General features: G+C 60.7%; 22 protein-coding genes. 14 read left to right on the forward strand and 8 right to left on the reverse strand.

The annotated features are described in order from the left end of the window. Window positions 1-105 precede the first annotated feature (105 nt). From D8U60_RS23790 to D8U60_RS23805, 4 genes are all read left to right on the forward strand, one after another. Window positions 106-786 carry a heavy metal response regulator transcription factor gene (locus D8U60_RS23790; protein WP_041477440.1) on the forward strand — a complete coding sequence of 227 codons (681 nt, stop codon included), beginning with the start codon at window positions 106-108 and terminating at the stop codon, window positions 784-786. Further along, window positions 776-2,164, forward strand: a complete 1,389-nt coding sequence (locus D8U60_RS23795) for a heavy metal sensor histidine kinase (protein ID WP_130901065.1) — start codon at window positions 776-778, stop codon at window positions 2,162-2,164. The genes D8U60_RS23790 and D8U60_RS23795 overlap by 11 nt, the downstream gene beginning before the upstream one ends. 112 nt (window positions 2,165-2,276) lie before the next feature. After that, entirely contained in the window at window positions 2,277-2,525 is a 249-nt protein-coding gene (locus D8U60_RS23800) for a helix-turn-helix transcriptional regulator (RefSeq protein WP_064361629.1), read from the forward strand. After that, complete coding sequence (locus D8U60_RS23805) at window positions 2,518-3,741, forward strand: type II toxin-antitoxin system HipA family toxin (RefSeq protein WP_130901066.1); 1,224 nt, start codon at window positions 2,518-2,520, stop codon at window positions 3,739-3,741. Before D8U60_RS23800 ends, D8U60_RS23805 begins: the two co-directional genes overlap by 8 nt. Window positions 3,742-3,744: 3 nt before the next feature. Here D8U60_RS23805 and D8U60_RS23810 read toward each other — a convergent pair whose 3' ends face one another. Then, the gene (locus D8U60_RS23810) at window positions 3,745-4,749 is read right to left on the reverse strand and encodes an AraC family transcriptional regulator (RefSeq protein ID WP_130901067.1); all 1,005 of its coding nucleotides are present in this window, start codon (window positions 4,747-4,749) and stop codon (window positions 3,745-3,747) included. Window positions 4,750-4,849: 100 nt separating this feature from the next. Between D8U60_RS23810 and D8U60_RS23815 the strand changes: the two genes are divergently transcribed. Beyond that, window positions 4,850-5,920 (forward strand): fatty acid desaturase, encoded by a 1,071-nt coding sequence (locus tag D8U60_RS23815; protein ID WP_130901068.1) that lies wholly within the window; start codon window positions 4,850-4,852, stop codon window positions 5,918-5,920. 178 nt (window positions 5,921-6,098) lie between these two features. On the opposite strand, the gene D8U60_RS23820 is transcribed toward D8U60_RS23815, so the two are convergent. The 3 genes from D8U60_RS23820 to D8U60_RS23830 are packed head-to-tail and all read right to left on the reverse strand — an operon-like array spanning window position 6,099 to window position 10,134. After that, on the reverse strand, window positions 6,099-7,709 hold the full coding sequence (locus tag D8U60_RS23820) for an arylsulfatase (RefSeq protein ID WP_130901069.1): 1,611 nt from the start codon (window positions 7,707-7,709) through the stop codon (window positions 6,099-6,101). A gap of 14 nt (window positions 7,710-7,723) precedes the next feature. Further along, complete coding sequence (locus D8U60_RS23825) at window positions 7,724-8,539, reverse strand: ABC transporter ATP-binding protein (RefSeq protein WP_130901070.1); 816 nt, start codon at window positions 8,537-8,539, stop codon at window positions 7,724-7,726. Further along, the gene (locus D8U60_RS23830; protein ID WP_130901071.1) at window positions 8,536-10,134 is read right to left on the reverse strand and encodes an ABC transporter permease; all 1,599 of its coding nucleotides are present in this window, start codon (window positions 10,132-10,134) and stop codon (window positions 8,536-8,538) included. Before D8U60_RS23830 ends, D8U60_RS23825 begins: the two co-directional genes overlap by 4 nt. 381 nt (window positions 10,135-10,515) lie before the next feature. Between D8U60_RS23830 and D8U60_RS23835 the strand changes: the two genes are divergently transcribed. After that, window positions 10,516-11,529: an ABC transporter substrate-binding protein gene (locus tag D8U60_RS23835; RefSeq protein WP_016772231.1), complete on the forward strand. Its 1,014-nt coding sequence runs from the start codon at window positions 10,516-10,518 to the stop codon at window positions 11,527-11,529. A 143-nt stretch (window positions 11,530-11,672) separates the two neighbouring features. On the opposite strand, the gene D8U60_RS23840 is transcribed toward D8U60_RS23835, so the two are convergent. Next, window positions 11,673-12,593, reverse strand: a complete 921-nt coding sequence (locus D8U60_RS23840) for a LysR family transcriptional regulator (protein WP_130901072.1) — start codon at window positions 12,591-12,593, stop codon at window positions 11,673-11,675. A 182-nt stretch (window positions 12,594-12,775) separates the two neighbouring features. Here D8U60_RS23840 and D8U60_RS23845 point away from each other — a divergent pair, with 182 nt between their 5' ends. Then, window positions 12,776-13,696 carry a TauD/TfdA family dioxygenase gene (locus tag D8U60_RS23845; RefSeq protein ID WP_024011146.1) on the forward strand — a complete coding sequence of 307 codons (921 nt, stop codon included), beginning with the start codon at window positions 12,776-12,778 and terminating at the stop codon, window positions 13,694-13,696. Between the two features lie 153 nt (window positions 13,697-13,849). Here D8U60_RS23845 and D8U60_RS23850 read toward each other — a convergent pair whose 3' ends face one another. Both D8U60_RS23850 and D8U60_RS23855 read right to left on the reverse strand, forming a co-directional pair. Beyond that, window positions 13,850-15,466, reverse strand: a complete 1,617-nt coding sequence (locus tag D8U60_RS23850; protein ID WP_130901073.1) for an alkaline phosphatase family protein — start codon at window positions 15,464-15,466, stop codon at window positions 13,850-13,852. Between the two features lie 178 nt (window positions 15,467-15,644). Further along, complete coding sequence (locus D8U60_RS23855; RefSeq protein ID WP_130901074.1) at window positions 15,645-16,589, reverse strand: LysR family transcriptional regulator; 945 nt, start codon at window positions 16,587-16,589, stop codon at window positions 15,645-15,647. Window positions 16,590-16,754: 165 nt separating this feature from the next. Here D8U60_RS23855 and D8U60_RS23860 point away from each other — a divergent pair, with 165 nt between their 5' ends. From D8U60_RS23860 to D8U60_RS23895, 7 genes are all read left to right on the forward strand, one after another. After that, window positions 16,755-19,115: a TonB-dependent receptor gene (locus tag D8U60_RS23860; RefSeq protein WP_130901075.1), complete on the forward strand. Its 2,361-nt coding sequence runs from the start codon at window positions 16,755-16,757 to the stop codon at window positions 19,113-19,115. A gap of 409 nt (window positions 19,116-19,524) precedes the next feature. Continuing rightward, window positions 19,525-20,334 carry an energy transducer TonB gene (locus D8U60_RS23865; RefSeq protein ID WP_130901076.1) on the forward strand — a complete coding sequence of 270 codons (810 nt, stop codon included), beginning with the start codon at window positions 19,525-19,527 and terminating at the stop codon, window positions 20,332-20,334. A 45-nt stretch (window positions 20,335-20,379) separates the two neighbouring features. Then, the gene (locus D8U60_RS23870) at window positions 20,380-21,105 is read left to right on the forward strand and encodes a MotA/TolQ/ExbB proton channel family protein (RefSeq protein ID WP_110644764.1); all 726 of its coding nucleotides are present in this window, start codon (window positions 20,380-20,382) and stop codon (window positions 21,103-21,105) included. Between the two features lies 1 nt (window position 21,106). Beyond that, the gene (locus D8U60_RS23875) at window positions 21,107-21,508 is read left to right on the forward strand and encodes a biopolymer transporter ExbD (RefSeq protein ID WP_130901077.1); all 402 of its coding nucleotides are present in this window, start codon (window positions 21,107-21,109) and stop codon (window positions 21,506-21,508) included. 290 nt (window positions 21,509-21,798) lie between these two features. Beyond that, window positions 21,799-22,380: an alpha/beta hydrolase gene (locus tag D8U60_RS23885; RefSeq protein ID WP_130901079.1), complete on the forward strand. Its 582-nt coding sequence runs from the start codon at window positions 21,799-21,801 to the stop codon at window positions 22,378-22,380. Between the two features lie 51 nt (window positions 22,381-22,431). After that, entirely contained in the window at window positions 22,432-23,364 is a 933-nt protein-coding gene (locus D8U60_RS23890) for a sigma 54-interacting transcriptional regulator (RefSeq protein WP_130901080.1), read from the forward strand. A gap of 167 nt (window positions 23,365-23,531) precedes the next feature. After that, the gene (locus tag D8U60_RS23895; RefSeq protein WP_130901081.1) at window positions 23,532-24,329 is read left to right on the forward strand and encodes a MetQ/NlpA family ABC transporter substrate-binding protein; all 798 of its coding nucleotides are present in this window, start codon (window positions 23,532-23,534) and stop codon (window positions 24,327-24,329) included. Between the two features lie 775 nt (window positions 24,330-25,104). Here D8U60_RS23895 and D8U60_RS23900 read toward each other — a convergent pair. Continuing rightward, on the reverse strand, window positions 25,105-26,265 hold the full coding sequence (locus D8U60_RS23900; protein ID WP_122698835.1) for an AAA family ATPase: 1,161 nt from the start codon (window positions 26,263-26,265) through the stop codon (window positions 25,105-25,107). Window positions 26,266-26,309: the final 44 nt, after the last annotated feature.

Here is a 26,309-nt window from a genome sequence, read left to right on the forward strand (position 1 = left end):
TAACCGGCGTACTTCGTCAGAACCCCGTCAGGCGGATTACAAGTTTGTAATGGGCAACGGCGGCGAACACGCCTAGCCTGTGTACCTGATCAATCGAGGTGTGCCATGCGTTTGCTGGTCGTAGAAGATGAAGCCAAAACCGCGAATTTCCTTGCCAAGGGCCTGGGCGAGTCGGGTTTCGCCGTGGATGTGGCGCTCAATGGCCTCGACGGCCGCTATTTTATCGAGCAGCAGGAATATGACCTGATCATCCTCGACGTGATGCTGCCCGGCCTCAACGGCTGGCAATTGTTGCAACTGATTCGCCAGCGCGGCGCTACACCGGTGCTGTTTCTCACCGCCAAGGACGCCATCGAAGACCGCGTCCGTGGTCTTGAGCTGGGCGCCGATGACTACCTGCTCAAACCCTTCGCCTTCGCCGAACTGCTCGCGCGCGTGCGCACGCTGCTGCGACGCGGGCCGATGCGCGAAGCCGAGTCGTACAGCATTGCCGACCTGGAAATCGACGTATTGCGCCGCCGGGTCAGTCGCGGCGGCCAGCGCATTGCCCTGACCAACAAGGAGTTCGCCCTGTTGCAGCTGCTCGCCAGCCGCCAGGGCGAAGTGCTCTCGCGCACGCTGATCGCCTCGCAAGTGTGGAACCTGAATTTCGACAGCGACACCAACATGGTCGAAGTCGCCGTCCGGCGTCTGCGCGCCAAGGTTGATGATCCGTACATGCCGAAACTTATCCACACCGTGCGCGGCGTCGGTTATCAACTGGAAGCGCCGGACGATGTGGAGTAAGTCGATCGCCTGGCGATTGGCGCTGGCCTTCGCCATGGTCTGCGCGCTGGTGCTGAGCGCAATCGGCGTGTTTCTCTACCGCTCGCTGGCCTCGGAATTGGCCTTTCGTGACGACATGGCCCTGCTCGGTCGCCTCGAGCAAGTGCGCGCCTTGCTCGCCGACAGCGATAGCCTCGACGCGTTGCAGGCACGGCCACGGTTGTATCAGAACATGCTCGGTAATCTCGACAGTCTGCTGCTGGTGCGCCGGGCCGACGGTTCCAGCGTGATCGCGATCAACCCGCGCCAACGTGAATTGCCGGCGCTCAATGCATTACCGCGAGAGCAAATGCCGCAGCGCCGTGACGTGCTCACCTGGCAGGCCAGTGACGGCGCCGAGCTGGCCTTGCTGTCCGGCCAGGCCCAAGGCCCCAACGGTGAAACCCTGACGGTGATCGCCGGCAAAGTGCTCAGCGAGCGCGAGCAGATGCTCGGCAGTTATCGCCTGCGTCTGTATCTGTCCGTCGGCCTCGGCGCGTTGCTCGCTTTCGCTCTGGGCCTGCTGTTGCTGCGGCGTGGCTTGCAGCCCTTGCATCAGTTGAGCGAAGCGGTGCGCAGTATCGATCTGCGCAGCCTCGATCGACGCCTGCCGGTCGACGGCACGCCGAGCGAACTGCGCGAACCGGTGCACGCGCTCAACACCATGCTGGCGCGGCTGGACGACAGCGTGCAGCGCCTGTCGCAGTTCTCCGCCGACCTTGCCCACGAAATCCGCACGCCGCTGCACACCTTGCTGGCCAGCAACGGCCAGGCGCTGAACCATCCGCGCAGCACGGCCGAATATCAGGAAGTGCTGGCCTCGAACATGGAAGAGTTCGAACGGCTCAAGCGCATGGCCGAGAACCTGATGTTCCTCGCCCGCGCCGAACAGGCCGAACGTGCGCTCAATCTGCACACACTGGACTTGCGCAACGTCGGCGACGAACTCTGCGATTACTTCGAAGCCCTGGCCGATGATCGCAATCTCCAGCTGCAAAACCGCATGCACGGCGAATTGCTCGCCGACCAGCAACTGCTGCAACGCGCCCTCGGCAACCTGCTGGCCAACGCCGTACGCCACGCCGACCCCGGCACCCTGATCAGCCTGCAACGCCGTGATGAACCGGGTATGTGCTGGCTGCAAGTGCACAACCACGGCCCGGTCATCGCGCCTGAGTATCTGGGCAAACTGTTCGACCGCTTCTACCGCGTCGATCCTTCACGTGCGGAACCGGGAGATTCGGGTGGGCTGGGTTTGGCGATCGTGCAGTCGATCATGCAGTTGCATGGTGGGCAGGTGCGGGTGAGGAGTGACGCCGACGGCACTGTTTTTGAGCTGGGGTTTGTGGGGCGGTGTTAAGACGTTAGCGATGGCTGACCATCTACGCTAAGCTCATTTAATTGCATTGTTTATAATGCAATTAAATTCTTTTTGGTGGATTTGCATTGTAAAAAATGCATTTGGGGCAGTGATGGAGAAAATTGGCGAGTTGATCAGAAGTTTGCGTAAGGCTGAAAAGCTGTCCCAGCAAGCGTTGGCGCAGCAATACGGCATGAGCCGCGCAACAATCTCGGGGATTGAAAACAACACAATCTCGGAAATCGGTCTGCGTAAAGTCGAAGCGATTCTTAACGGATTCGGCTACGAATTGGCCGCAATCCCCCGCGCCTCTCGACGGCCGACACTCGACACGCTGCGCAAGGTGAACTTCCATGGCTGAGGCATTGGACCGCTTGCAAGTCTGCGTCGGCGGCCATGAGGTTGGAAGATTGGGGCGCGGGAACGCAGGTGTCGACAGCGTGTTCAGCTATCGGGACGATGCGATTGATGAAAATGCCGTTTCGCTGACCATGCCGACACGCCTGGAAAGTTATGGTTGTGAACGCGGCATCCATCCGATATTCGAGATGAACCTGCCTGAGGGTGCGTTGCGCGATGAGTTGATGCGGCGGTTCAGCAAAGCCGTGCGCGGCTTCGATGACTTCGCTTTGCTAGGTATCGTCGGCCCGCATCAACTCGGGCGTCTTTCGATCACGAGCGCATCGACAATTGATCGTCCGCCTGAAACCTCGCTCGCTGAGTTATTGGTTCATGATGGTGCGCAAGGTTTGTTCGAAGATCTTTTGCAGACTTACGGGCAGTATTCCGGGGTTTCAGGCGTGCAGCCCAAAGTATTGGTGCGTGACAGTGCCGCTGCAATAGACCGACTGACGCACCGAGGCTCGACTCATCTGGTCAAAGCCTTCCGTGCCGAAGAGTATCCCGAGCTGGCAACCAACGAATTTTTCTGCATGCGCGCTGCGCAACTTTGTGGCCTCGACGTGCCGCATTTCGAACTCAGCGAGCATGGCAAGTTTCTCGTCATCGAGCGTTTTGACTTGAGCGACACCGGATACCTCGGTTTCGAAGACTTTTGCGTGCTCAACGGCTGGCCGTCGAAGGCCAAATACGACGGCTCTTACGAAGGAGTCGCACGGCAGATCAAGGCGTTTGTTTCGCCCTCATTGCTCAAGCACGCACTGGAAGCTTTCTTCAAAATTGTCGCTTTATCGGCGGCATTGAAAAACGGCGATGCCCACCTGAAAAACTTTGGCGTGCTCTATGAGGATTGTGGCGAGCACTCATTGATCAGGCTGGCTCCGGCGTACGACATCATCACCACGTCGGTGTACATCAAGAGCGATAGCATGGCACTGCTGTTGGGCGGTTCGAAGGCGTGGCCCAAGCATAAAGTGCTTACCAGGTTTGGTCGTACGGCCTGCAATCTGAGTGAAGCGCGTTGTAACCAGTTACTGCATATGGTCGCGCACGGTGTGCAGCAAGCGCTGGGCGAAATGGCGGAGTACAGCGCAAATCATCCTGCCTTCGCGGAGGTGGGCGCTGCAATGATCGAACAATGGTCGGCCGGTCTGGCGCGCAGCCTGCGCAACAGTTGAAACTCAGCGCAACTGATCGCGAAACTGCCCCGGCGTCATCCCTGTCCAGCGCTTGAACGCGCGGCTGAAGCTGCTGGTGTCGGCGAACCCCAGCAGATAGCTGACTTCACTCAACGAGCACTGCGGGTCACGCAGGTGCAGCAGCGCGAGGTTTTCGCGGCTTTCGTTGAGCAGGGTGTCGAAGCGACAGCCCTCATCCGCCAGATGCCGCTGCAGGCTGCGCAGGCTCAGGTGCAAGGCCTGGGCGATGCGTTCGGCGCTCGGTTCGCCTTCGGGCAGTTGTTCTTCAATGGCATCGCGCACCTTGCGCTCCCAGGTCAGCGGTTTGAGCTGGGCGAGGGTGCGTTTGAGTACGGCTTCGTTGTGTTCGGCCAGTTCCGGGTTGGCGTCGTCGAGGTGGCTGTCGAAGTCGCCGAGGGCGAATTCCAGGCGGTCTTCGGCGGAGCAAAAATGCACCGGCGCGCGGAAGACTTTGTGCCATTGCTGGGCATCGCTCGGTTCGGGGCGGCGCAAGTACACCGCCAGCGGTGCGTAGTCACGGCCGAGGCGATTGCGGCAGGTGCGCACGTAGATCGCCGCGAAGGCGTCGATGGCTTCGACGGCCGGCGCCGGGTTGCCGGGCGGGATTTTCAGGCGGAATTGATAACGGTCTTCGCTGCGGCTCAGCTCCAGTTCCAGCGCATCGCTGACCACTGGGTGATAGCGCACGATGCGCTCGAACACTTCGCGCAAGCTGCCGCTGGCCACCAGCGCATAACCGAGCGCGTGGAAGGTGGTCGGGCTGACGAAACGCGACACGCGCAAGCCCAGCGCCGGGTCGCCGCTGGCCTGCACGGCGAGTGCCCACAGGCGCGTGGTACCGGACAGCGGATAGCGCGCATTGGGGTCGTCCATCAGCGCTGGGTCGAGCCCGGCCTGTTGGCACAAGGCAAGGCTGTCCAGCCCGAGCGCGTCGAGTTGTTTGCGCAAGGCGCGGGTCCAGCTGGCGAGGGAGGTCGGTTCCTTCATGCGGATTGGCGCGTCCGGTCAACAGGTTGGCGTTCTTGGCTAGCGCGGATCGAACCCCGGCAAGGCACGATGCATTCATCTTAGACCCGAGGATGGAAGCATGGACGGTACTTCTGCAAGCCCCGAACGACTGAATGCGGCGCAGCGCTCGGCACATATTCGCCAAGTGGTGCTGGCCAAAGGTGCGCAATTGCGTGAGCGCTACCCGATTCTCCAGCATCAGGATGCCCTCGGTGCGGGGATTCTGGCGTTCGCGCTGGCCGGGATGATCGGCTCGGCGGCGCTGTACATCACTGGCCATATGGCTTGGTGGGTGTGCCTGCTGCTCAACGGGTTTTTCGCCTCGCTGACCCATGAGCTGGAACATGACCTGATCCACAGCATGTACTTCCGCAAGCAGCGCGTGCCGCACAACCTGATGATGGGCCTGGTCTGGCTGGCGCGGGCGAGCACAATCAACCCGTGGATCCGTCGTCATCTGCACCTCAACCATCACAAGGTTTCCGGCACTGAAGCCGACATGGAAGAGCGCGCAATCACCAACGGCGAGCCGTGGGGATTTGCCCGTCTGCTGATGGTTGGCGACAACCTGATGTCGGCCTTTATCCGCCTGCTCCGCGCCAAGACCTGGGCACACAAGTGGAGCATCGGCAAACGCGTGCTCAAGGTCTACGCACCGCTGGCGCTGCTGCATTGGGGCGCGTGGTATGTGTTTCTCGGCTTTCACGCGGCCAATGGCATTGCGCATTTGCTCGGCTCGTCCATCGAATGGTCGGCCACCACGCTGTCGGTGATGCAGGTAATCGATATCGCCGCCGTGGTGATCATCGGCCCGAATGTGCTGCGCACTTTTTGCCTGCACTTCATCAGCTCGAACATGCATTACTACGGCGACGTCGAACCGGGCAATGTGCTGCAGCAATGCCAGGTGCTGAACCCTTGGTGGCTGTGGCCGTTGCAAGCGTTCTGCTTCAACTTCGGCAGCAGTCACGGGATTCATCATTTCGTGGTCAAGGAGCCGTTTTACATTCGTCAGATGACTGTGCCGGTGGCGCACAAGGTGATGCGCGAGATGGGTGTGCGGTTCAATGATTTCGGCACGTTTGGCCGGGCGAACCGGTTTGTGCGCGGAGATGAGGAAGTGGTGTCCGGGGAGGCGGTGGAGGCCTGACAGATGCCCCTCACCCTAACCCTCTCCCAGGGGAGAGGGGACTGATCTAGCTGTTTATGCTGGATACATCGACCTGAAATTTCGAGCCGACCTCAGGTTGGAAAAGCATGAAGATCTGCTCCCTTTCCCCCTCTCCCTCAGGGAGAGGGCTGGGGTGAGGGGGGCTTTTGATCTTGGTTCAATCCGGCTGAAACGGCGAAGCACTGAGGATCACCCCGGTCTCTTCCACATACCGCTGCCAATGCCCGATCAAGTCAGTGAGTTTCTGCGGCTGACTCAACGCCAGATCATGAATCTCCCCTGGATCGCTCGCCAGATCATAAAGCTGCCAGGTCGCCGGCCCGACCGGTCCAGGAATCCACACGGCTTTCCACGACCCTTGGCGAATCGCCCGGCGCCCGAACAATTCCCAACCGGTGACCGTATGCTCGTCATGCACCTGCGCGGTCTCGCCGGACAGGAAGCCCAGCCATGATTTACCGCGCAGTGGCGCCACGGCTTTGCCTTTCCAATGTTTGCCCGGATGCCGCACGCCAGCCAGATCGAGAATGGTCGGGGTGATATCCATCACCGTACCGAAACCATGGCTGATCTGCCCTTTCAGCGGCAGTTTCGGATAGTGCAGCAGCGCCGGCACGCGAATCCCGCCCTCGGTGGTGAAAGCCTTGAACAAGCGTGACGGCGCGGTTGCCACTTGCGCCCAGTTCGGCCCGTACCAGACGTAGGAATTGGCCCGGCCGATGTTGTCGAGGCTGTTGTCGTAATGCTGGTTCAGGTAGGTCATCAGCTCCGGGCCGAACTTGGGGAACGCTTCCAGCAGCGCGCCTTCGGCACCGTTGTCGGACATGAACAGGATGAACGTGTTATCGAGCTGGCCTTGCTGGCGCAGGTAATCGACCACCCGGCCGATGTTCCAGTCCATGCGCTCGACCATCGCCGCGTAGACCTCCATGGCTCGTGCGGAAATCTGCTTTTGCTCATCGCTCAACGCGTCCCACTGCGCGCTGAGCTGAATCAGCGGGTGCGGTTCGACGTCTGCCTCGATCAGACCCAGTGCCTTGAGTTTTTCCAGGCGTTCGAGGCGCAGCACTTGCGGGCCGGCGTCATAACGGCCACGGTATTTCTCGACGATCTCGGCCGGTGCCTGCAGCGGCCAGTGGGGCGCGGAGAAGGGCAGGTAAGCGAAGAACGGCCGGGTCTGATCGCGTTCCCTGAGGTACTGCAGCAGCTTGTCGCCGAAGGCATCGGAGGAATAGAAATCCTTCGGCAACTCGTCAACAAACTGATCGTCCTCGATGTACAGCGCCGGGGTGGATTTCAGCAGGCCCGGCGTTTGCTCATCGTAGGTCGGCTCGAAACCATAGTGGTTGGCAGCGCCCGGCAACAGTGAAAACGAGCGCTCGAAACCGCGCGCATGGGGCGCCAGTTCAGCCTTCAGACCCAAGTGCCATTTGCCGCTCATCAAGGTTTGATAGCCGGCCTCGCGCAGCAGCTCGGGCAGGGCGACGACGCGGTCATTCAGGTAGCCCTCGTAACCGGGTTTGCCGATCAGTTCCGGGGTCAATGCTTCGGCCATGGTGCCAATACCGGCGATGTGGTGATCGGTGCCGGTCAGCAGCATCGAGCGCGTCGGCGAGCAGGTCGGTGCGGTGTGGAAATCGGTCAGGCGCAGGCCGTTCTCGGCCAGCGCATCGAGGTTCGGCGTAGCGATTTCGCCGCCGAACGCACCGATGTCGGAAAAGCCCAGGTCGTCGGCCAGAATCACTAGAAAGTTGGGACGTTGCGGCATCGCGAAACTCCTGTTCAGCAGGCAATGAACGTCAGCGGCAGATCGCGGATCTGCACCGGTGCGCTCGGTTGGTAATGGTCATCACTGGTCAGCTCGTGCAGCAGTTCTTCGCGCAGCTGATGAAAGTCGTAACCGCTGCGTTGGCGCGGGTGCGGCAGGGCGATGTCGACCACTTGCTTGATCCGCCCCGGACGCGGCTCCATCACCACCACGCGGTCGGCCAGAAAAATCGCTTCCTCGACATCGTGGGTCACCAGAATCGTGGTGATCTGTGCCCGCTCGCGGATCGCCAGCAGCTCGTCCTGCATTTGCTGGCGGGTCAGTGCGTCGAGGGCGCCGAAGGGTTCGTCGAGCAACAGGATTCGCGGGCTGGCGACGAGGCCGCGCGCGATCGCCACGCGTTGCGCCATGCCGCCGGAGAGTTGATGCGGATAGGCCTGGGTGAAATCACTGAGGCCGACCAGTTCGATGAAATCCTTGATGCGTTGTTGTTTCTGCGCCCCGCTCAGCGGTTCATTGACCAGGCCCAGGCCGATGTTGTCGGCGACTGTCAGCCACGGGAACAGACGATGTTCCTGAAAGACGATACCGCGCTCGCCGCCGATGCCGCTGACGGCCTTGCCATCGACACTGATGTGCCCGCGAAACTCGGTGTCGAGGCCGACCAGCAAACGCAGCAATGTGGATTTGCCGCAGCCGCTGGAGCCGACGATGGCGACGAATTCGCCCTCGGCAATGTCCAGGTTGAATTCGCGAATCGCCTCCAGTTCGAAACCGTTTACGGCGAAGGATTTGCCTACGTGGTTGAAGCTGACAATTGGTGCGTTCATGCGTGTCTCCAGCGGGTCGCGCGAATTTCCAGGCGTTGGCCGATCAGGTTGAGCAGGGCGCCGGTGAGGCCGACCAGCAGCATGCCGGCCATGATCAGATCCATACGCAGCAGCTGCTGCGCGCCGATCATCTGACTGCCGATGCCGCCATTGGACGGCATGAAATATTCAGCGCCGATGGTGCCGAGCCAGGCGTAGATCAGGCTCAATCTGAGCCCTGCGAAAATCCCCGGCGCAGCACCGGGCAGGACCAGTCGACGCAGGCGCTGGCCGAGGCTCAGGCGCAGCACTTGCGCGGCTTCGTTGAGTTGCGGCGAGAGATTGGCGACGCTGCGCTGGGTGGCGACGAACAGCGGGAAGAAGGCGGCGAGAGCGACGAACACCCACTTGGCCAGTTCGCCGAGACCGAACCACGCGGTGAGCAGCGGCACCCAGGCGAAAATCGCAATCTGGCGCAGTGCGGCGAGTGTCGGACCGAGCAGGCGTTCGCTGAAACGCGACAGGCCGAGCAGCAAGCCCAGGGCGAAACCGAGGCCGCCACCGATCAGCAAGCCGCCGAGGGTGCGGCTCAGGCTCAGCGCCATGCCGTTGACCAGCGTGCCGTCGAGCAGTCCGTCCCATGTCGTGCTCAGCACAGCCGCAGGGCTGATCAGAATTTTCGCGTCGACCCACTGCTGATCATTGGCCAGTTGCCACAGCGCCAACAGGCCCAGCGGGAACAGCCACGATTGCAGGCGTTGCCAGCCCTGATAGCGCGGGCCGCGAGTGATTTGCGCGGTGGCCGGGTGCGGCCAGTGCACCAGTTTGCAGTCGAGCAGGCCGATGCCGCGATCCATCGCCACGCCGATCAGACCGATGACCACGATGCACACGAACACGATGTCGAGCATGAACAACTGCCGCGCCCAGACCATCAGATAGCCGATGCCTTCACTGGAGGCCAGCAGCTCGACCGCCAGCAAAGAGGTCCAGCCGGCGGCGAGTGCCAGGCGCACGCCAGCCATGAACGCCGGCAGCGCAGCGGGAAGCACCAGACGACGAATCAGCAGACGCGGCGGCAGGCGCAACACGGCGGCGGCTTCGCGCAGTTTCGGTTGTGCATCGCGCACACCAACCAGTGTGTGCAAGGTCACCGGCACCACAATGGCCTTGATCAGCACCACCAGTTTCAGCAGTTCGCCGATGCCGAAAAACACCATGAACAGCGGAATCCACGCCAGCGTCGGCACCTGCGCCAATCCGGCGAATGTCGGAAAAACCAGGCGCTCCAGACGTCGACTGAAGCCCAGTGCGGCGCCAAGCACCGCGCCGGTCGAAACGCCGGCCAAAAAGCCCCAGAACAACCGTTGCAGGCTGATCCACAAATGACTCCACAACTCGCCTTGGGCCAGTTCCACAGCGCTGCTCCACACCAGCGATGGCGCCGGCAGGATCTGCTCGCTCATCCACTGATTGCGCGCGGCCAGCCACCACAGGGCGAACAGGCTGACGGGCAACAGCCAGGGCAACAGGCGTTGATTCAGGCTCGGCCAGGTTCGACGGCTTTTCAGCGGCGGCGCGGCCAGCGGCAGGCTGAGCAGAGATTGACGGGCCATGGGTGACCTCCGTTGTCGGGTTGGATCAAGATCGAGTCAAGACCAGAAGATCGCAGCCTTCGGCAGCTCCTACATGAATCGCAATCCCCTGTAGGAGCTGCCGAAGGCTGCGATCTTTAGCGGTATTAGCCACACTAAAATAGTTATAAGCCGGCGATTAAAATATCAATTTGGAGATAAGCGAAGCCATTTAAGGCTTACAGCCCTGACGCATCCAATGCATTCGAAGAATATTTTCGATGCTGTTAATGCATATCGCGCTGCAAGCCGCACACGCCCTCACTTAGGTCATATGGATATAAAAATGTGCATTTATAGTATTTAAGTGAAGGTATGCATCCAGCCTACTTTCGGCTCCTCAGCGATCAAGGAGCCGCACCCATGAACCTTCCCTTCAAACGAATCATCAGCCTGCTGGCCGCCCCGGCGCTTGCAGGCTTTCTTGCGCTTGGCGCCCAAGCCGAAGAACTCAAGGAAATCCGCATCGCCGTGCCCGACCTCAGCGCCGGAACTCAACACAGCGGCGGCGGCATCGTCGATGTGCTGCGCGATCAGCAGATCTTCGAAAAGGCCTTCGCCGAGCAGGGCATCAAGATCCAGTGGAGTTTCTTCAAGGGCGCCGGGCCGGTGATCAATGAGGCGTTTGCCAATGGCCAGGTCGATCTGGCCTATCTCGGCGATCTGGCCGCGATCATCGGCAAATCCAATGGTCTGGACACGCGCCTGCTCAGCGCCACGGCACGTGGGGTCAAGCAATACCTCGGCGTGGTGCCCGGCTCGGGAATCAAGACCCTGCAGGATCTCAAGGGCAAACGCGTGGCGATCTTTCGCGGAACGGCAACGCAACTGTCGTTCGATGCGGCGCTGGCCAGTCAGGGCCTGAGCGAGAAGGATCTGAAGGTCATCAATCTGGATTTCAACGCGGCGGTCTCGGCGCTCGCGGCCAAGCAGATCGATGCCTCGTGGGGCAGCTCCGCGCTGAGTGCCTTGCAAGCCAAAGGCCTGGCGGAATTGCCGCTCAACACCAAGGACCTTGGCGGCGCTGGCAGCGTGCAGGCGGTGTTGCTGGGTAATGGCAAGTTTGTCGACGCCCATCCTGAGGTCATTGCGAAACTGCTCAAGGCGCAGCAGCAAGCGGTCGAGTGGCTGACGCAGGACAGCAACAAGGATGCGTATGTGCAGCTGGTATCAGGGCTGGCCAGTTATCCGCCGGTGATTCTGGCTCAGGATCTGAAAGACCAGAATCTCAGCGAGATTTTCCCGTCGACACTGGATCCGGTGTTCTTGAGCGGCCTGCAAGACAAGGTCGACCTGGCGGCGCAGCAGAAGCTGATCCGCAAGCCGTTCAAGGTCAGCGATTGGGTGGCACCAGAGCTTTCTGCAGCCAGGCTTTAGATCTCCAGCGTCTTTCCAGATCGTTCCCACGCTCCGCGTGGGAATGCAGCCGAGGACGCTCCGCGTCCTTTGTGACGCAGAGCGTCACGGGTTTCATTCCCACGCAGAGCGTGGGAACGATCGGCGTGTGCCACGAAGGTTTTTCAGACGGCGACGCTGACGTCCTGCCGATCCACCGCGACCAACGTCTCGATCATTGCCCTCGCCGCCGGCGACAACCGGAATCCGGTGCGGCTGACGATGCCGCAGCGGGCGTTCATGCTTTCGAGGTTCTGCGGCAGGTTGCGCCAGTGCAACAGCACCAGCGAACCCTTGGCGACATCCGCAATAAACGCCTCCTCCGTGCCGACGCCGATCGCGTTGGATTGCAGTACCACTTTGACCAGCGCCGGAAAGTGCTCGGTCTCGATGGTCGGTGAGAAATCGATGCGCCCGCTGAGGTTCGCCAGCAGCTTGCGAATGCCTGGCGGGATCAGGGTGGCGGCCAGGGGAAAGTCGAACATGTCGTTGGTCGACAGGCTTTCCTTGGCCAGCAACGGATGCCCCGGCCGGCAGAAAAACACCCCGCGCTTGGGCGTCAGCGGTTGCGTCTGGAAATTAGGGTCGGACTCGAAATGGCGGATGTCGGCGATGAAGAATTCGATCTCTTCGCGGCTCAGCGCGCGGCTGAGTTTTTCCCAGTTATCCACCTGAAAACAGGTGCGCACTTTCGGGTGCGCATTGATGAATTGCGCCACCGCATCCGGCACCAGTTTCACCGCCGGCGCCGGCCCGCAACCAAAATGCACTTCGCCGGCGTCGAGCTTGGTCATTTGCGTCACTTCAGCGCTGAGCAACGCTGCGCCCTGCACCAGGCTCAAGGCGTGTTGCAGCACCACCTGGCCCTCGGGCGTGGGGCGCAGATCCTTGTTGCCGCGATCGACCAGCACGCAACCGAACTCCTGCTCCAGCCCCTGAATGCTGCGGCTGAACGCCGGTTGAGTGATGCCCATGGCGTCGGCCGCACGGACAAAACTGCGGTGTTCGTTGAGGGCGATGAAGTAGCGCAACTGGCGAAGATCCATATGCTTTTCCGGCATCCTAAAAATAGCTCGAAGGCATTTGCGACGAGGGTTGCTTGAGGTTTTAAATGCAAGCTCTTATTCCGTCAACGAAGCATGTGAATATCTATTAGATATAAATGGAATATAGATAGAGCGTTGTTTCGCTGCCGCCAAAACCGCAAACCGTCGATGAGGGTCTTCCCATGAGCAATGCTGCACTCGCCGTAAAACCCGTTTCTCACGCGCTGGAAATTCACCCGGTAGCCGGTCGTATCGGTGCCGAAATCCGCGGCGTGCACCTGTCCGGTGAGCTGGACGCCGCCACTGTCGAAGCCATCCAGCAAGCCTTGGTCGAATACAAAGTGCTGTTCTTCCGCGAGCAGACGCAACTCGACGATCAGCGTCAGGAAGCCTTCGCCCATCTGCTTGGCGAACCGGTGGCACACCCGACCGTGCCATCGCGCGAAGGCACCCGTTACCTGCTCGAGCTGGACGGCGCCGAAGGTCAGCGCGCCAACTCCTGGCACACCGACGTGACTTTCGTCGACGCTTACCCGAAAGCCTCGATCCTGCGCTCGGTGGTCGCCCCGGCCTTCGGCGGCGATACGCTGTGGGCCAACACCGCAACGGCATACAGCGGCTTGCCGAGCGAGCTGCGTGAGCTGGCCGACAAACTGACCGCTGTGCACAGCAACGAGTACGACTACGCCGGTGCGAAGCCGGACGTCTCGGCAGAGAAGCTGGAGCGCTATCGCAAAGTCTTCACCTCGACTGTCTACGAAACCGAGCACCCGGTGGTGCGCGTGCACCCGATCAGCGGCGAGAAAAGCTTGCTGCTGGGGCATTTCGTCAAACGCATCAAAGGTTATTCACAGGCGGATTCGGCGCACCTGTTCGGCTTGCTGCAGAGCCATGTGATCCGCCAGGAAAACACCGTGCGCTGGCGCTGGCAGGCTGGAGATGTGGCGATCTGGGACAACCGCTCGACGCAGCATTACGCGATTGATGATTACGGCACCCAGGATCGCGTGGTGCGCCGGGTGACGCTCAAGGGCGAGGTGCCAGTGGGGGTGAGTGGGCAGCGCAGCCAGACCATCAAAGGTCCGGATATCGTCGGCGTCTGATTGGCCTCTTCGCGAGCAGGCTCGCTCCCACATTGATCGTTCCCACGCTCTGCGTGGGAATGCCTCAACGGACGCTCTGCGTCCGGTTTTGGGACGCGGAGCGTCCCGGGCTGCGTTCCCACGCGGAGCGTGGGAACGATCATTTGATCACAGCTACCACACACCAATCTGAACAACCTTCTCGGTTTCCGGCTCACCATAACGAAACCGCTGCCCGCGCAAATCGATCTCCGGATGGCTGATCGTCGTCCGCCGCTTCAATCCACGCATCCACTCAAACAGATACCCCGCATGCTCCTCGCGCACCGCCGCGTACGCCGGGTCCTCACCCAGATCATTCAGCTCCTGCGGATCATTCAACAGATCAAACAACTGCGGTCTAAACCCGTCGTACGCCAGGTATTTCCAGCGCTCGCTGCGCACCATGGTCATGCGGCAACGGTCGATCGGCTGGCCGAGGCGTTCCCGCGCCGGGGCCTGAAAGGCGTAGTCGTATTCGCTGATTGCATAGCGGCGCCAATCGGGATTTTCCCCGTGCAGCAGCGGGATCAATGAGCGCCCTTCGAGCCGGTGCTCCGCGCCCGCTAATCCTAACGCTTGAAGAAACGTCGGCAACGCATCAATGGTTTCCGCCAGCCGCTCATCGACAGTGCCACGAGTGACATCCGCCGCCGCCCGAGGGTCGCGCACGATCAACGGCACGCCCACCGCCTGCTCGAGCAAAAACTCCTTCTCACCGAGCCAATGATCGCCAAGGAAATCGCCGTGATCGCTAGTGAACACGATCAACGTGTCATCCCAACGGCCGTTGTTCTGAAGAAAATCGAACAGCCGCCCCAACTGATCATCCACTTGCTTGATCAGGCCCATATAGGTGGGGATGACAGTCAATCGTACTGAATCGCGGGAGAAGTTGAGGCTTTCCTCATGTTGGCGAAAGGCAGTGTATACGGGGTGTTTGCTGGCTGCGGAGGGCGTCGCGCGGACCGCTTCGAGAATCGATTTCGTACTGTACAAGGCGTGGTACGGTGCCGGTACGATGTAGGGCCAATGCGGTTTGATGTACGAGAGGTGTAAACACCAGGATTTCTCGCCTTGCTCGGTGATGAAGTCGATGGCGCGATTTGTAGTGTAGACAGTCTCTGAGTGTTGCTCGGGAATTCGTGCTGGCAAATTCGCATGACGCATTTTCCAGCCGCTGAGGATTTCGCCGTTCTCGCCTTCGGCGGCATTCGCCCAGTCGTGCCAAGGGTTGCGGCCATCGAAACCGTGCTCGCGCAGGTAATGGGTGTAGGGGGCGGATTCGCGCTTGTCGTCGAACAGCGGATCGTCGGGGTAGATGCCGTCGTGGCGCAGGTACGGTTCGAAGCCGACCTCATTGAGCAACTCGGCTTGCGCGCTTTCCGGGTTGATCGCCAGACGCTGCAAGGCGTCGACATTGGCCGTCGCATGGGTCTTGCCGACCAGCGCGGTGCGGATGCCGTGAGGTCGCAGGTAATCGCCGATCGTCAATTCATCCAGCGGCAACGGCACCGCGTTCCAGGCCACTTGATGGCTGCTGACATAACGCCCGGTGTAGGCCGACATCCTTGAAGGACCGCAAATCGTGCCTTGGGTATAGGCACGGCTGAAACGCACCCCTTGAGCTGCGAGGCGATCGATATTCGGTGTATGCAGATGCGGGTGGCCGTAGCAGGACAGGTAATCGCGGCGCAGTTGATCGCACATGATGTACAGCACGTTGCGCACGGGGTTGGATGGGGTGGGCATGGAGTTCACCGGTCAGTGGGACAGGTGAGGGTTTTCGCTGTCGGTGAGGGTGTTCGGCAAGTGCATTTGGGGAATGGTTTTTATGCAGCGATTGCATCAGCCTCTTCGCGATCAGGCTCGCTCCCACATTTGAAATGCGTATTCCTGTGGGAGTGAGCCTGCTCGCGAAGGGGCCAGCTCAGACAGCGAAATTCTCCAGCGAACACACCTCCTCATCCTCCGCATCAACCACTTTGATCTGCTCAATCATCGCTTCGGCCAGCGGCGACAGCCGATACCCCGCGCGGCTGACAATGCCGTAGCGGGTGTACAGCTCCTCCAGATCATCGGCCAGGCCTTCGATCTTCAAACAGACCAGCTCACCCTTGGCCAGATGCAGCGTATCGGAATACGCGCCGACAATTCCGATCGCCTCCGAACGCAGCACCACGCTCAACAGCGTCGAACCGTTTTCGCATTCCACATTCGGGGTGAAATCAGGGCGGCCGCTGAGGTCGACGATGACCTTGCGCAGGTTCGGCGGGCGGATGCTGGCCGCCAGTGGATAACTCAGCAACTGCTCGGCGGTGATGCGTTCGAACACCGCCAGCGGATGCCCGGCGCGGCAGCAGAAATGCCATTTGCGTGCCCGCAAGCGGTAGGTCTGGTAATCCGGATCGGCCTCGAATTGCCGGGTATCGGCGACGAAGAATTCGAACTCTTCGCTGAGCAGGCGTTTGCTCAGACTTTGCCAGTCATCGACCTGAAACTGCACCCGTGCTTTCGGGTAGCGACCGATGAACGCGCCGATCGCGCGTGGGATCAATCCGGCCGCCGGCGCCGGCCCGCAACCGAAGCGCAACTCCCCGGCTTCGAGGCCGTTGAACTGGCTGATCTCGTTGGCCATCTGCTGCGCACCACTGACCAGTCGCCGTGCGTGTTCGAGCAGGACCTGGCCCTGTTTGGTCGGCGGCAATTCCTTGCGTCCACGGTCGACCAACTGGCAGCCGACGCTGTGTTCCAGCGCCTGAATGCTGCGGCTGAACGCCGACTGCGACAGGTTCACCGCCTGCGCGCCAGCGACGAAGCTGCGTTGTTCAGCGAGCGCGATGAAGTGACGAAGTTGGCGCAAATCGATATGCATTTTTCACATAAAAAATATCCGGGAAATGCATTGGATATGCATTAGGTCGACTCCTTATAAAGGCAATCTCTTATGCAGTAAATATTTGTAAATCCATAAATAAATAACTTAAAAGAATATGCAGCGCTGAAGATGTCTGTGTGTTTTTTGACCAGGAGCCGCGCCATGAGTCCGTTGAACCTTGCGTCCCCCCCATCAACCCGACGGCTCAAACGCCTGCCTTTGGCCCTGTTGCTGGCAGGCAGCGCCAGCTGGACTCACGCTTATGCCGCAGAAACCGAAACACCGGCGCCGGTTCCGGCAGGCACAGCGGCGGCCAATGGTTCACAGCTGGAAACGGTGACCGTCACCACCCGCCGCCGCGAAGAAAGCTCGCAAGACGTGCCGACGCCGATGAGCGTGGTCAGCGGGCAGAACCTGGAGACGCAACGGGTCTATCGGATTCAGGATTTGCAGCAACTGGTGCCCAGCGTCAACGTCGCTTACATGCATGCGCGGCAGTCCAGCGTGTCGATCCGTGGCCTCGGTAACAACCCGGCCAGTGATGGTCTGGAAGGCAGCGTTGGCCTTTACATCGACAACGTCTATCTGGGCCGTCCGGGGATGGCGGTGTTCGATCTGATGGACATCGAGCAGCTCGAAGTTCTGCGTGGGCCGCAGGGCACGCTGTTTGGCAAGAACACCACCGCCGGAGTGATCAACATCAGCACCCGCGCGCCAACCTTCACGCCTGAACGCAGCATCGAAACCTCGGTCGGCGAGGATGGTTATTTTCAGACCAAGGGCACGATTTCCGGGCCGCTCAACGATCAGTTGGCCGGACGCTTTTCCGCCTATCGCACGCGCAGTGATGGCGATATCAAGAACGAATACGACGGCCACGACCTCAACGGTGGCTCCCGCGAGGGCTTCCGCGCGCAGCTGTTGTTCAAGCCCAACGAAGATTTCAATCTGCGCTGGATCGGCGATTACAACGAAGAAGATTCCAGCGCCGGCACCCGCGTGTTGTACAACACCGGGCCGACCATCAACGGCGTCAATCTGTATGAATCGCGGGCCAGCGCGGCCGGGGCGACGCTGGTCAACGGACGGCACCGCAAGGTCAACCTCGACAATGACCAGCACGTCACCGTGCATCAGGGCGGCACTTCGGTGGAAGCCAACTGGACGTTGCCGAGCGATTTCACCCTGACTTCGATCAGCTCCTACCGATTCTGGAATTTCACCCCGCGCAATGACGACGGCCTCAACGTGCCGGCCAGCTACAACGCCGGCGTTTCGGTGGAAGACAAACAGTATTCACAGGAATTTCGCCTGGCCTCGCCCAAGGGCGAGTTCTTTGATTACGTGGTCGGTGCCTACTATTTCGGCTCGGACCTGGACAACAAATCCTTCGCCTATTACGGCCCGCAGGCCGACATCTGGAACGGCACGCCGGCCGGCGCCCTGGCCAATGTCACCAGCGTCGGCAACGGCCATATCAAGACCGACAGTTTCGCCCTGTTTGCCCAAGGCACCTGGCACCTGAGCGAACGCCTGGATTTCACCGCCGGGGTGCGTGGCACCTACGAAGAGAAAAACGCTTCGGTCAGCCGCAACGCGCCGCTCGGCGGTGTGGCGGTGGCGGGCGCGGCAGCCACTGCGCGCCGTGGACGTGCCGGCGCCTACGATTCCGGTGACTTGAATCAGTACAGCTCCAGCCCCTCGGGACTGCTCAACCTGAGCTATCGCATCACCGATGATGTGCTCGGTTATGCCACCCTGTCCCATGGCGAAAAATCCGGCGGGGTCAACCTCGCGGTCGGCTCTGCTCCGACCGCAGGTGCCGACTCGTTACTGATCGGCACCGAGCGCGCCAACAACGCCGAACTCGGCTTCAAAAGCACCCTGTGGGACCGCCGCCTGCAACTCAACGCCAACGTGTTCTGGACCCAGGTCAACGCGTACCAGACCAATGCCTATGACGCCGCCAACCGCGTGCAATACCTGACCAACGCCGGTTCGGTGCGCTCGCGCGGCATCGAGTTCGAAAGCACCGTGGTGCCGCTGCGTGGGCTGACGCTGAATTTCAACGGTTCGTACAACGACGTCAGCTACCTCTCGTACAAGGATGCACCGTGCCCGCCGGAAGTCAGCCAGGCCCCAGGCGCACCGGCCTCCTGCGACCTCAGCGGTCATCAAGTGGTCGGCGCATCGAAATGGATCGGCAACGCCAACGGCGAATACAAATGGAATCTGGCTAACGGCTTCGAACCCTACGTCACCGGCAGCTACGCGTTCCGCTCCAAAGCGGTGGGCACGGTCGAGGATTCCGACTACGGGCAGATCCCCAGTTACGCGGTGGTCAACTTTTCTACTGGCCTGCGCGGTGATTTCAATCAGGGCCAGTGGGATGTCTCGCTGTGGCTGAAAAACGCCTTCGACAAAACCTACTACACGACTCTGTGGACCGGCGGCAACGGCGGCTATGAAGGCCTGCTCGGCACCCCGCGAACCCTCGGCGTTACCGGTCGCTACGACTTTTAATTGAGCTTTCAAGGCGCTGACCTGGACATGGCCGTTCAACCAATCCTCAGCGGCGCCGGCAAGCAGACGCAGCTGATCGACAGCGACGGCGGCAATCGCGCCTGACGTCGGCATTCAGCGAACCAAAACCAGCCTTTTAAGGCGTTAACGGATGCCGTATCCGAATACTTTTCATGCCGCAAAAGCATGGGGTTTATGGCCGATCGCTGCAGCCCTTGTGGTGCGCGGCTTCGGTGAAAACTGGCGATTTGCATATTCCTTGAAGGCCTATGCATAACGTTAAAGATTACTTTCGGTGATAAGCGACCACAGCCAATGATCGCCCCATCGACTACGCCGTGGGGGCGTCAGGATTGGCGGGTCGATCGCTTTGGCTCATAGAACGAAAGAGACCGCAGGGAGTTGAACAATGGGCAATGTCCAGACCGCCGTCAGCGCAGGGGAATTGCTGTGGCGGCATACGCCGAGTGGCGAACTGGTCGATCTTGGCCGGCCGCACCGGGTGCCGTTGGGGCAGTTGCGTTTGCAGCGAGCGCCCAAGGGTATTTTGAGTCGGCGCGAAACCCTTCTGCTCGGTGTCCTCGCGCTGGTGGTGCATGGCGCGGTGATTTACTGGGTCAGCCAGAAACCGACGCCGGTGCTGCCGGTAGTGCCGCCGGAAATTCCGCCGATGACCATCGAGTTTTCGCGCCCGGCTCCGCCAGCGCCGCAGGTTGTGGTGCCGCCACCACCGGCGCCGGTGGTCGAACCGCCACCGCCAGTGGAGGATGAGTTGGCGGTGAAACCGCCGCCGCCCAAGCCGATCGCCAAACCCAAACCGATGGTGAAACCGCCGCCCAAACCGGCGCCAAAGGCAGTAGAGCAGCCGCTAGCGCCAGCGAAACCGATAGCGCCCGTCGCCGCACCAGCGCCGGCTGCGCCACCGGCACCGGCGCCCGTTACCCCGGCGTCAGCCAACGCCGCGTATCTGAAAAACCCGGCACCGGAATACCCGTCGCTGGCCCAGCGTCGCGGTTGGGAGGGCACGGTGTTGTTACGGGTGCATGTGTTGGCCAGCGGCAAACCGGGCGAGATTCAGATTGCCAAAAGCAGTGGCCGCCAGCAGCTCGACGACGCCGCGCTCAACGCTGTGAAGCGCTGGAGCTTCGTCCCGGCCAAGCAGGGTGATGTCGCCCAGGACGGCTGGGTCAGCGTGCCTATCGATTTCAAGATTCATTAAACCGAAACCAAATTCGCGCGAAATGTTTACACGAGGGAACACATCATGACGTTACTGGCATCTCCACTGGAATCCATCGAAAGCGCGGTGATCTGGCTGCTGGTGGTTTTTTCCGTTGTCACTTGGGGCCTGGCGTTGCTCAAGGCTGTGCAGTTCGGTCGTCTGAAAGCTCAGGATCGGCGCTTTCACAAACGTTTCTGGGCGGCGTCGAGTCTGGACGCCGCGGCAGAGTTGAGCGAAACCCAGCCCGGCGCCGCAGCGCGAGTGGCGCAGGCTGGCTATGCAGCGATCCAGGTGGGCGAGGCGCCGCAGGCGAATGATCTGAGCCAGGCGATCAACCATCAGGATCGCCTCGAGCGTGCCTTGCGCCAGCAGATCGTCCGCGAGCGCCGTTCGCTGGAAACCGGTCTGGCGGTGGTCGCGAGTATTGGCAGCACCTCGCCGTTCATTGGTTTGTTCGGCACGGTGTGGGGAATCATGGAGGCCTTGAAAGGCATCAGCGCCGCCGGTTCGGCGAGCCTGGAAACGGTGGCCGGGCCGATCGGTGCGGCACTGGTCGCGACTGGCGTGGGGATCGCCGTCGCGGTGCCGGCGGTGCTGGTTTACAACTACTTTCTGCGTCGTCTGAAATTGACCGCGGCGGATCTCGATGATTTCGCCCACGACTTCTACAGCCTGGCGCAGAAGAGCGCGTTCCGCGTGCTGATCCACCCGACCGCACACAAGGTGGCGACGTCGGGCAACGCGGCAAAAGTGAAGGAGGCGTCCTGATATGGCCTTCTCCACGCAAGACACTGATGAGGTGCTCAGCGAAATCAACGTGACGCCGCTGGTAGACGTGATGCTGGTGCTGCTGGTGGTGTTTATCGTCACCGCGCCGCTGCTGACCAACGCGATCCCGATCAACCTGCCGAAGACCGAAGCGGTGGCGCCGGTCGAGCAGAAGGATCCGCTGGTGGTGAGCATCGACGGCGCCGGCAAGCTGTTTATCAACAAGGACCAGATTCAGCCGGACTTGCTGGAATTCAACCTCAAGTCGGCCAAGGCCAAGGACCCGGAAGTGCGCGTGCAATTGCAGGCCGATGACGGGGTGAACTACGGCGAAGTGGCGCGAGCCATGGCTTCGATCGAACGGGCGGGGATTACCAGGTTGTCGGTGATTACTGCGCGGTGACAGGTTTTTGCTTTTCCGGGGCCGTCTCCTTGGCAGGGTGCGGCCCTTTTTTTATCCCGCGTTATTGCCACAACACACTCACCCTCTGGGAGCGAGCCTGCTCGCGAAGGCGCCATTGACCACAACATCAGCGCCGACTGATGCACCGCATTCGCGAGCAGGCTCGCTCCCACAGGATTCGCGCCTCATATGCATTATGGGTATTAATAAATAGCTTCTTATTCCTTAACGAATATAACTCCCATCCTTATACTCGACCCGGAACAGACACGCCGCAGGAGAGCTTCCCCATGCGCAATGAATCAATCCGTTACCTGATTGTGCCTGGCTGGCAAGGATCGCCAGAAGATCATTGGCAAAGCCACTGGCAGAACAGCCTGCCGAACAGCGCACGGGTGGAACAGGCCGATTGGCTGACGCCGCGCCGTGAGGACTGGGTCGCCGCGCTGGCCGAAGCGATTGCCGCCGACAGCACGCCGGTCATTCTCATCGCTCACAGTCTCGGCTGCATCACCGTTGCCCACTGGGCGGCGACAGCGCCGTTGCAATACCTGCGTCAGGTGCGCGGGGCGTTGCTGGTTGCGCCCGCCGATGTCGAGCGTCCTGCGTGCGCGCCGGCGCTGCGCAATTTCGCACCAATACCGACGGACCTGCTGCCGTTCCCAAGTCAGGTCATCAGCTCCGACAACGACGCCGCCGTCAGTGCCCCGCGCGCGCTCGAACTGGCGCGCAACTGGGGTGCGGAGGCGGGGATTCTGGCCGGGGCCGGGCACATCAACGTCAAGTCCGGGCATCAGCGTTGGGAGCAGGGTTTCGCCTATCTCTATCGCTTGCAAAACCGCCTCGAACATCACGCCCGCCGTCGCGCCTGATCTAATTTTTCAACGCCCCCGTCGGCTGGCGGTTTTGGGCGGGAGCCTGCCATGAGTTTTGAAACCTTCGGTCAGCCCTTGCTGACCTTTCCCGATGCGGAAAAAAGCCCCCTGAGCATTCGCGCCAAGGCGCTGGTGTTTGTCGACCCGCGTTCGCGGCAATTGCGCGAGGAGTTGGAGCAGTTGGCGACCCGTTCGATTTCAGTGTTGATTCGCGGTGAGACGGGCACCGGTAAAGAGCTGCTCGCCCGGCATATCCACCGCGCCAGCGACCGCAGCGGTCTGTTCGTTTCGGTGAACTGCGGCGCGATCAGCCCGACCTACGCCGACGCCGAGCTGTTCGGCTACGCCGCCGGCAGTTACAGCGGTTCGGCCAGCAGCCGCGCCGGCTGGTTTGGTTCGGCCAACGGCGGCACCTTGTACCTGGATGAGATCGGCGACCTGCCGCTGCCGATCCAGATCAAGTTGCTCGCGGCATTGGAAAACCACGAAGTCACCCGCGTCGGTGCGCATCAGCCGAGCCCGGTGGATGTGCGCCTGGTTGCGGCGACCAGCATCGATCTGGCCCAGGCCGTGGACGCGGGGAAATTCCACGAGCGTCTCTATCACTACCTCAGTGAAGGTCATCTGGAGCTACCGGCGTTGCGTGCACGCACCGGCGACATTCTCTCGCTCGCGGAGTATTTCCTCGGCATCTACAGCCAGCGTCTCGATCTGCCCGTGCCGCTGATCAGCGAAGCCGCTCAGCATGTACTCGAACAACACAGCTGGCCGGGCAACACTCGCGAACTGGAAAACGTCATCCACTTTGCCCTGCTGGTCAGCACCGGCGACGAGATCCTGCCGGAACATCTGAACCTGCCGGACGCGTCTGCGCCGCAGGTTCAGATCGAACGTCTGGTCAGGCAGACCCACATCGGCGGTAGCAGTGCAGAGCGTAAGGCCTTGAAAGATTGGCTGATTCGCTTGAGCGAGGCGGTGTGAGCGTTTTCTTCAACATGAACAAAATGGAATATGAAGCTGAATAAACGTTATTGTCCGGGAATAAAAAATCCGGGTATTGTCCGCCTCACGCCAGCGATATCACTTCACTGGCACACGTATTAAATGCCGTCGTCGATGACGACCGTGATTTTCGATAAGGACACTGCATGAAAAAGGTTCTGTTGTTTACCGCATTGGCGGCTGCTCTGACGGCTTCTTTCGCCAACGCCGGCGAGAAACTGGTAGTTGCCGCAACGCCGGTGCCCCACGCTGAAATCCTTGAGCTGATCAAACCGACCCTGGCCAAAGAGGGCGTGGATCTGGAAATCAAGGTCTTCACCGATTACGTGCAACCGAACCTACAGGTCGGCGAGAAGCGTCTGGACGCCAACTACTTCCAGACCCTGCCGTACCTGAACAGCTTCAACCAGGGTAAATACAAGGATGACAAATCCAAGTACCTGGTGACCGTGCAGGGCGTCCACGTTGAACCGTTCGGTGGCTACTCGAGCAAGTACAAGACCCTGGCTGAACTGCCGGACGGCGCAACCATCGCCATCCCCAACGAAGGCAGCAACAGCGGCCGTGCGCTGATCCTGCTGCAGAAGGCTGGTCTGATCGAACTGAAAGATCCGAAAAACGCTCTGGCAACGCCGAAAGACATTGCCAAGAACCCGCACAACTTCAAGTTCAAGGAACTGGAATCGGCCCTGCTGCCGCGCGTGCTGAAGGAAGTTGATCTGGATATGATCAACACCAACTACGCGCTGGAAGCCAAGCTCAACCCGCAGAAAGATGCGCTGGTGATCGAAGGCGCCGACTCGCCGTACGTGAACTTCCTGGTGGCCCGTGAGGACAACAAGAACAGCGACGCGATCCAGAAACTGGCCAAGGCCCTGACCAGCCCGGAAGTCAAAGCCTTCATCGAGAAGAAGTACAGCGGCGCGGTATTGCCGGCGTTCTGATCTGACGCTTGAGCAAATCCGCTTCAGACGTGAAAACGCCGATGGCCAGTGATGGTCATCGGCGTTTTTGTGTGTGCGTTTCAAGCCGTTGAAAAGATCGTTCCCACGCTCTGCGTGGGAATGCCTCATCGGACGCTCCGCGTTCGGCTCTTGATGGGACGCGGAGCGTCCCGGGCTGCATTCCTGTGCTGCGCGTGGGAACGATCAAAGGCTCAGGCCACCTGCGTCTTCAACGCCCGGCGCAGCGCCCTGAGCAATTTCACAATGTCCTGCGGATCCAGCCGCTGCGGCACTTTTACGTCCATGTTGTTCTTCCTTGTGGTGAATGGGCCGGAGAGTCTGGCCAAAAGCTGTGGGTCCTTGGAGGTCTTTCGTGAAAAAAAGATCCGTCCTACAGCGCAAAGAAAAATAGCCGTCTTATTCGTTTCCGGCAAACCCGCAGAATAATGTTTAAGCGATATGAATGTGGGCAGCCCAAATGGGCCAAGCAAAATTCGGTCACCCAATATGTGCGCAAAGAGCTGAGTGATGACACCCGGCCTGAGAGTGTGATTGGTGAAGGGGGCAAGGGGTTGGGGTGATTGCCCGTTGGATCAGCGCTGAGGCTCGCCCCTCACCCCAGCCCTCTCCCAAGGGAGAGGGAGCCGATGTCTGGGCTTTTCAAAATCAGGTTCGACTTCAGGCTTTCAGGTCGGCGTAACTCTCGCAAACAACTCGGTGAAGTCCCCTCTCCCTCTGGGAGAGGGTTAGGGTGAGGGGCTTTTCGCTGAAACGCTCAATCCGGCCAATGCCACGCCGGCTCATCCAGCACCCGCTGCCCGACAATCCCGGTCTGGCCCAGCGTCTTCTCCAGCACGATGCAATTGCATTCCGGGTCTTCCTGCAACGCCGAGATCAGTCGCCGTGCATGTGACACCACCCACACCTGACACTGCTCCGAAGCGCGAATGATCAGCCGCGCCAGCGCCGGCAGCAGGTCCGGGTGCAGGCTGGTTTCCGGTTCGTTGAGCACCATTAGTGTCGGCGGTCGCGGTGTCAGCAACGCCGCAACCAGCAGCAGATAGCGCAAGGTTCCGTCTGACAATTCCGCCGCCGACAATGGCCGCAACAAGCCTTCCTGATAAAACTCGATAGCGAAGCGTCCACCGGCCAACGGCGCGATTTTCAGTCGCGCGCCGGGAAACGCATCGCTGATCGCCGCTGTTAACGCCTGCGGATCGCCAATCTCGATTATCGTCTGCAGGGCCGCCGCCAGATCGCGGCCGTCGTGGTGCAGCACGGGCGTGCGAGTGCCCAGTTGCGGCTGACGCACCGGCGCGTCGGCATCGCTGCGAAAGTGATCATAAAAGCGCCAGCGGCGGATGAATTCGCGCATCTGGAACACTTCCGGCGAGCTGCGCAGATTGCCGACCTGATCGAACAGGCTGTCGAAGTTCGGCGTGTGTTGCGCCAGCACATCCCAGGCGCGACCTTCGCGGGCGCGGATCATCGGACCGTTGCGGTCGACCAGCAGGCTCGCCGGGCGGAACACCGGGCCGGCCCAGATGCATTCCCGCTTGATTTCCGGGTCGAGGGCAAAGCATGAAGTGCTCGGCTCCGGCAGGCCCAGGCCGATGGCGTAGCTGAAATCCTCGCCGGCGAATCCCAGTCGCAAGCGCTTGGCGCCGTGGCGCACCGTCGGCTCGATGGCCACTTCACCGTTGCGCATGCGTCGACTGATGGTTTCCGGTCCGGCCCAGAACGTCGAGTCCAGCCCGCCTTCGCGCGCCAGCGCGTTGACCACGCCGCCCTGGGCGGTTTCCGCCAGCAGGCGCAAGGCGCGATAGAGGTTGGACTTGCCGCTGCCGTTGGGCCCGGTAATCAGGTTCAGGCGCCCGAGCGGAATCACCAGTTTGTTGATCGAGCGGTAATTGGCCACGGCCAGGGTGTTGAGCATGAAATCCTTCTCCGGGTCACTGCGATACGCGGGGAGCATACCTT

It is taken from the genome of Pseudomonas sp. Sample_11 (assembly GCF_004307505.1).
Lineage (GTDB): Bacteria > Pseudomonadota > Gammaproteobacteria > Pseudomonadales > Pseudomonadaceae > Aquipseudomonas > Aquipseudomonas atacamensis.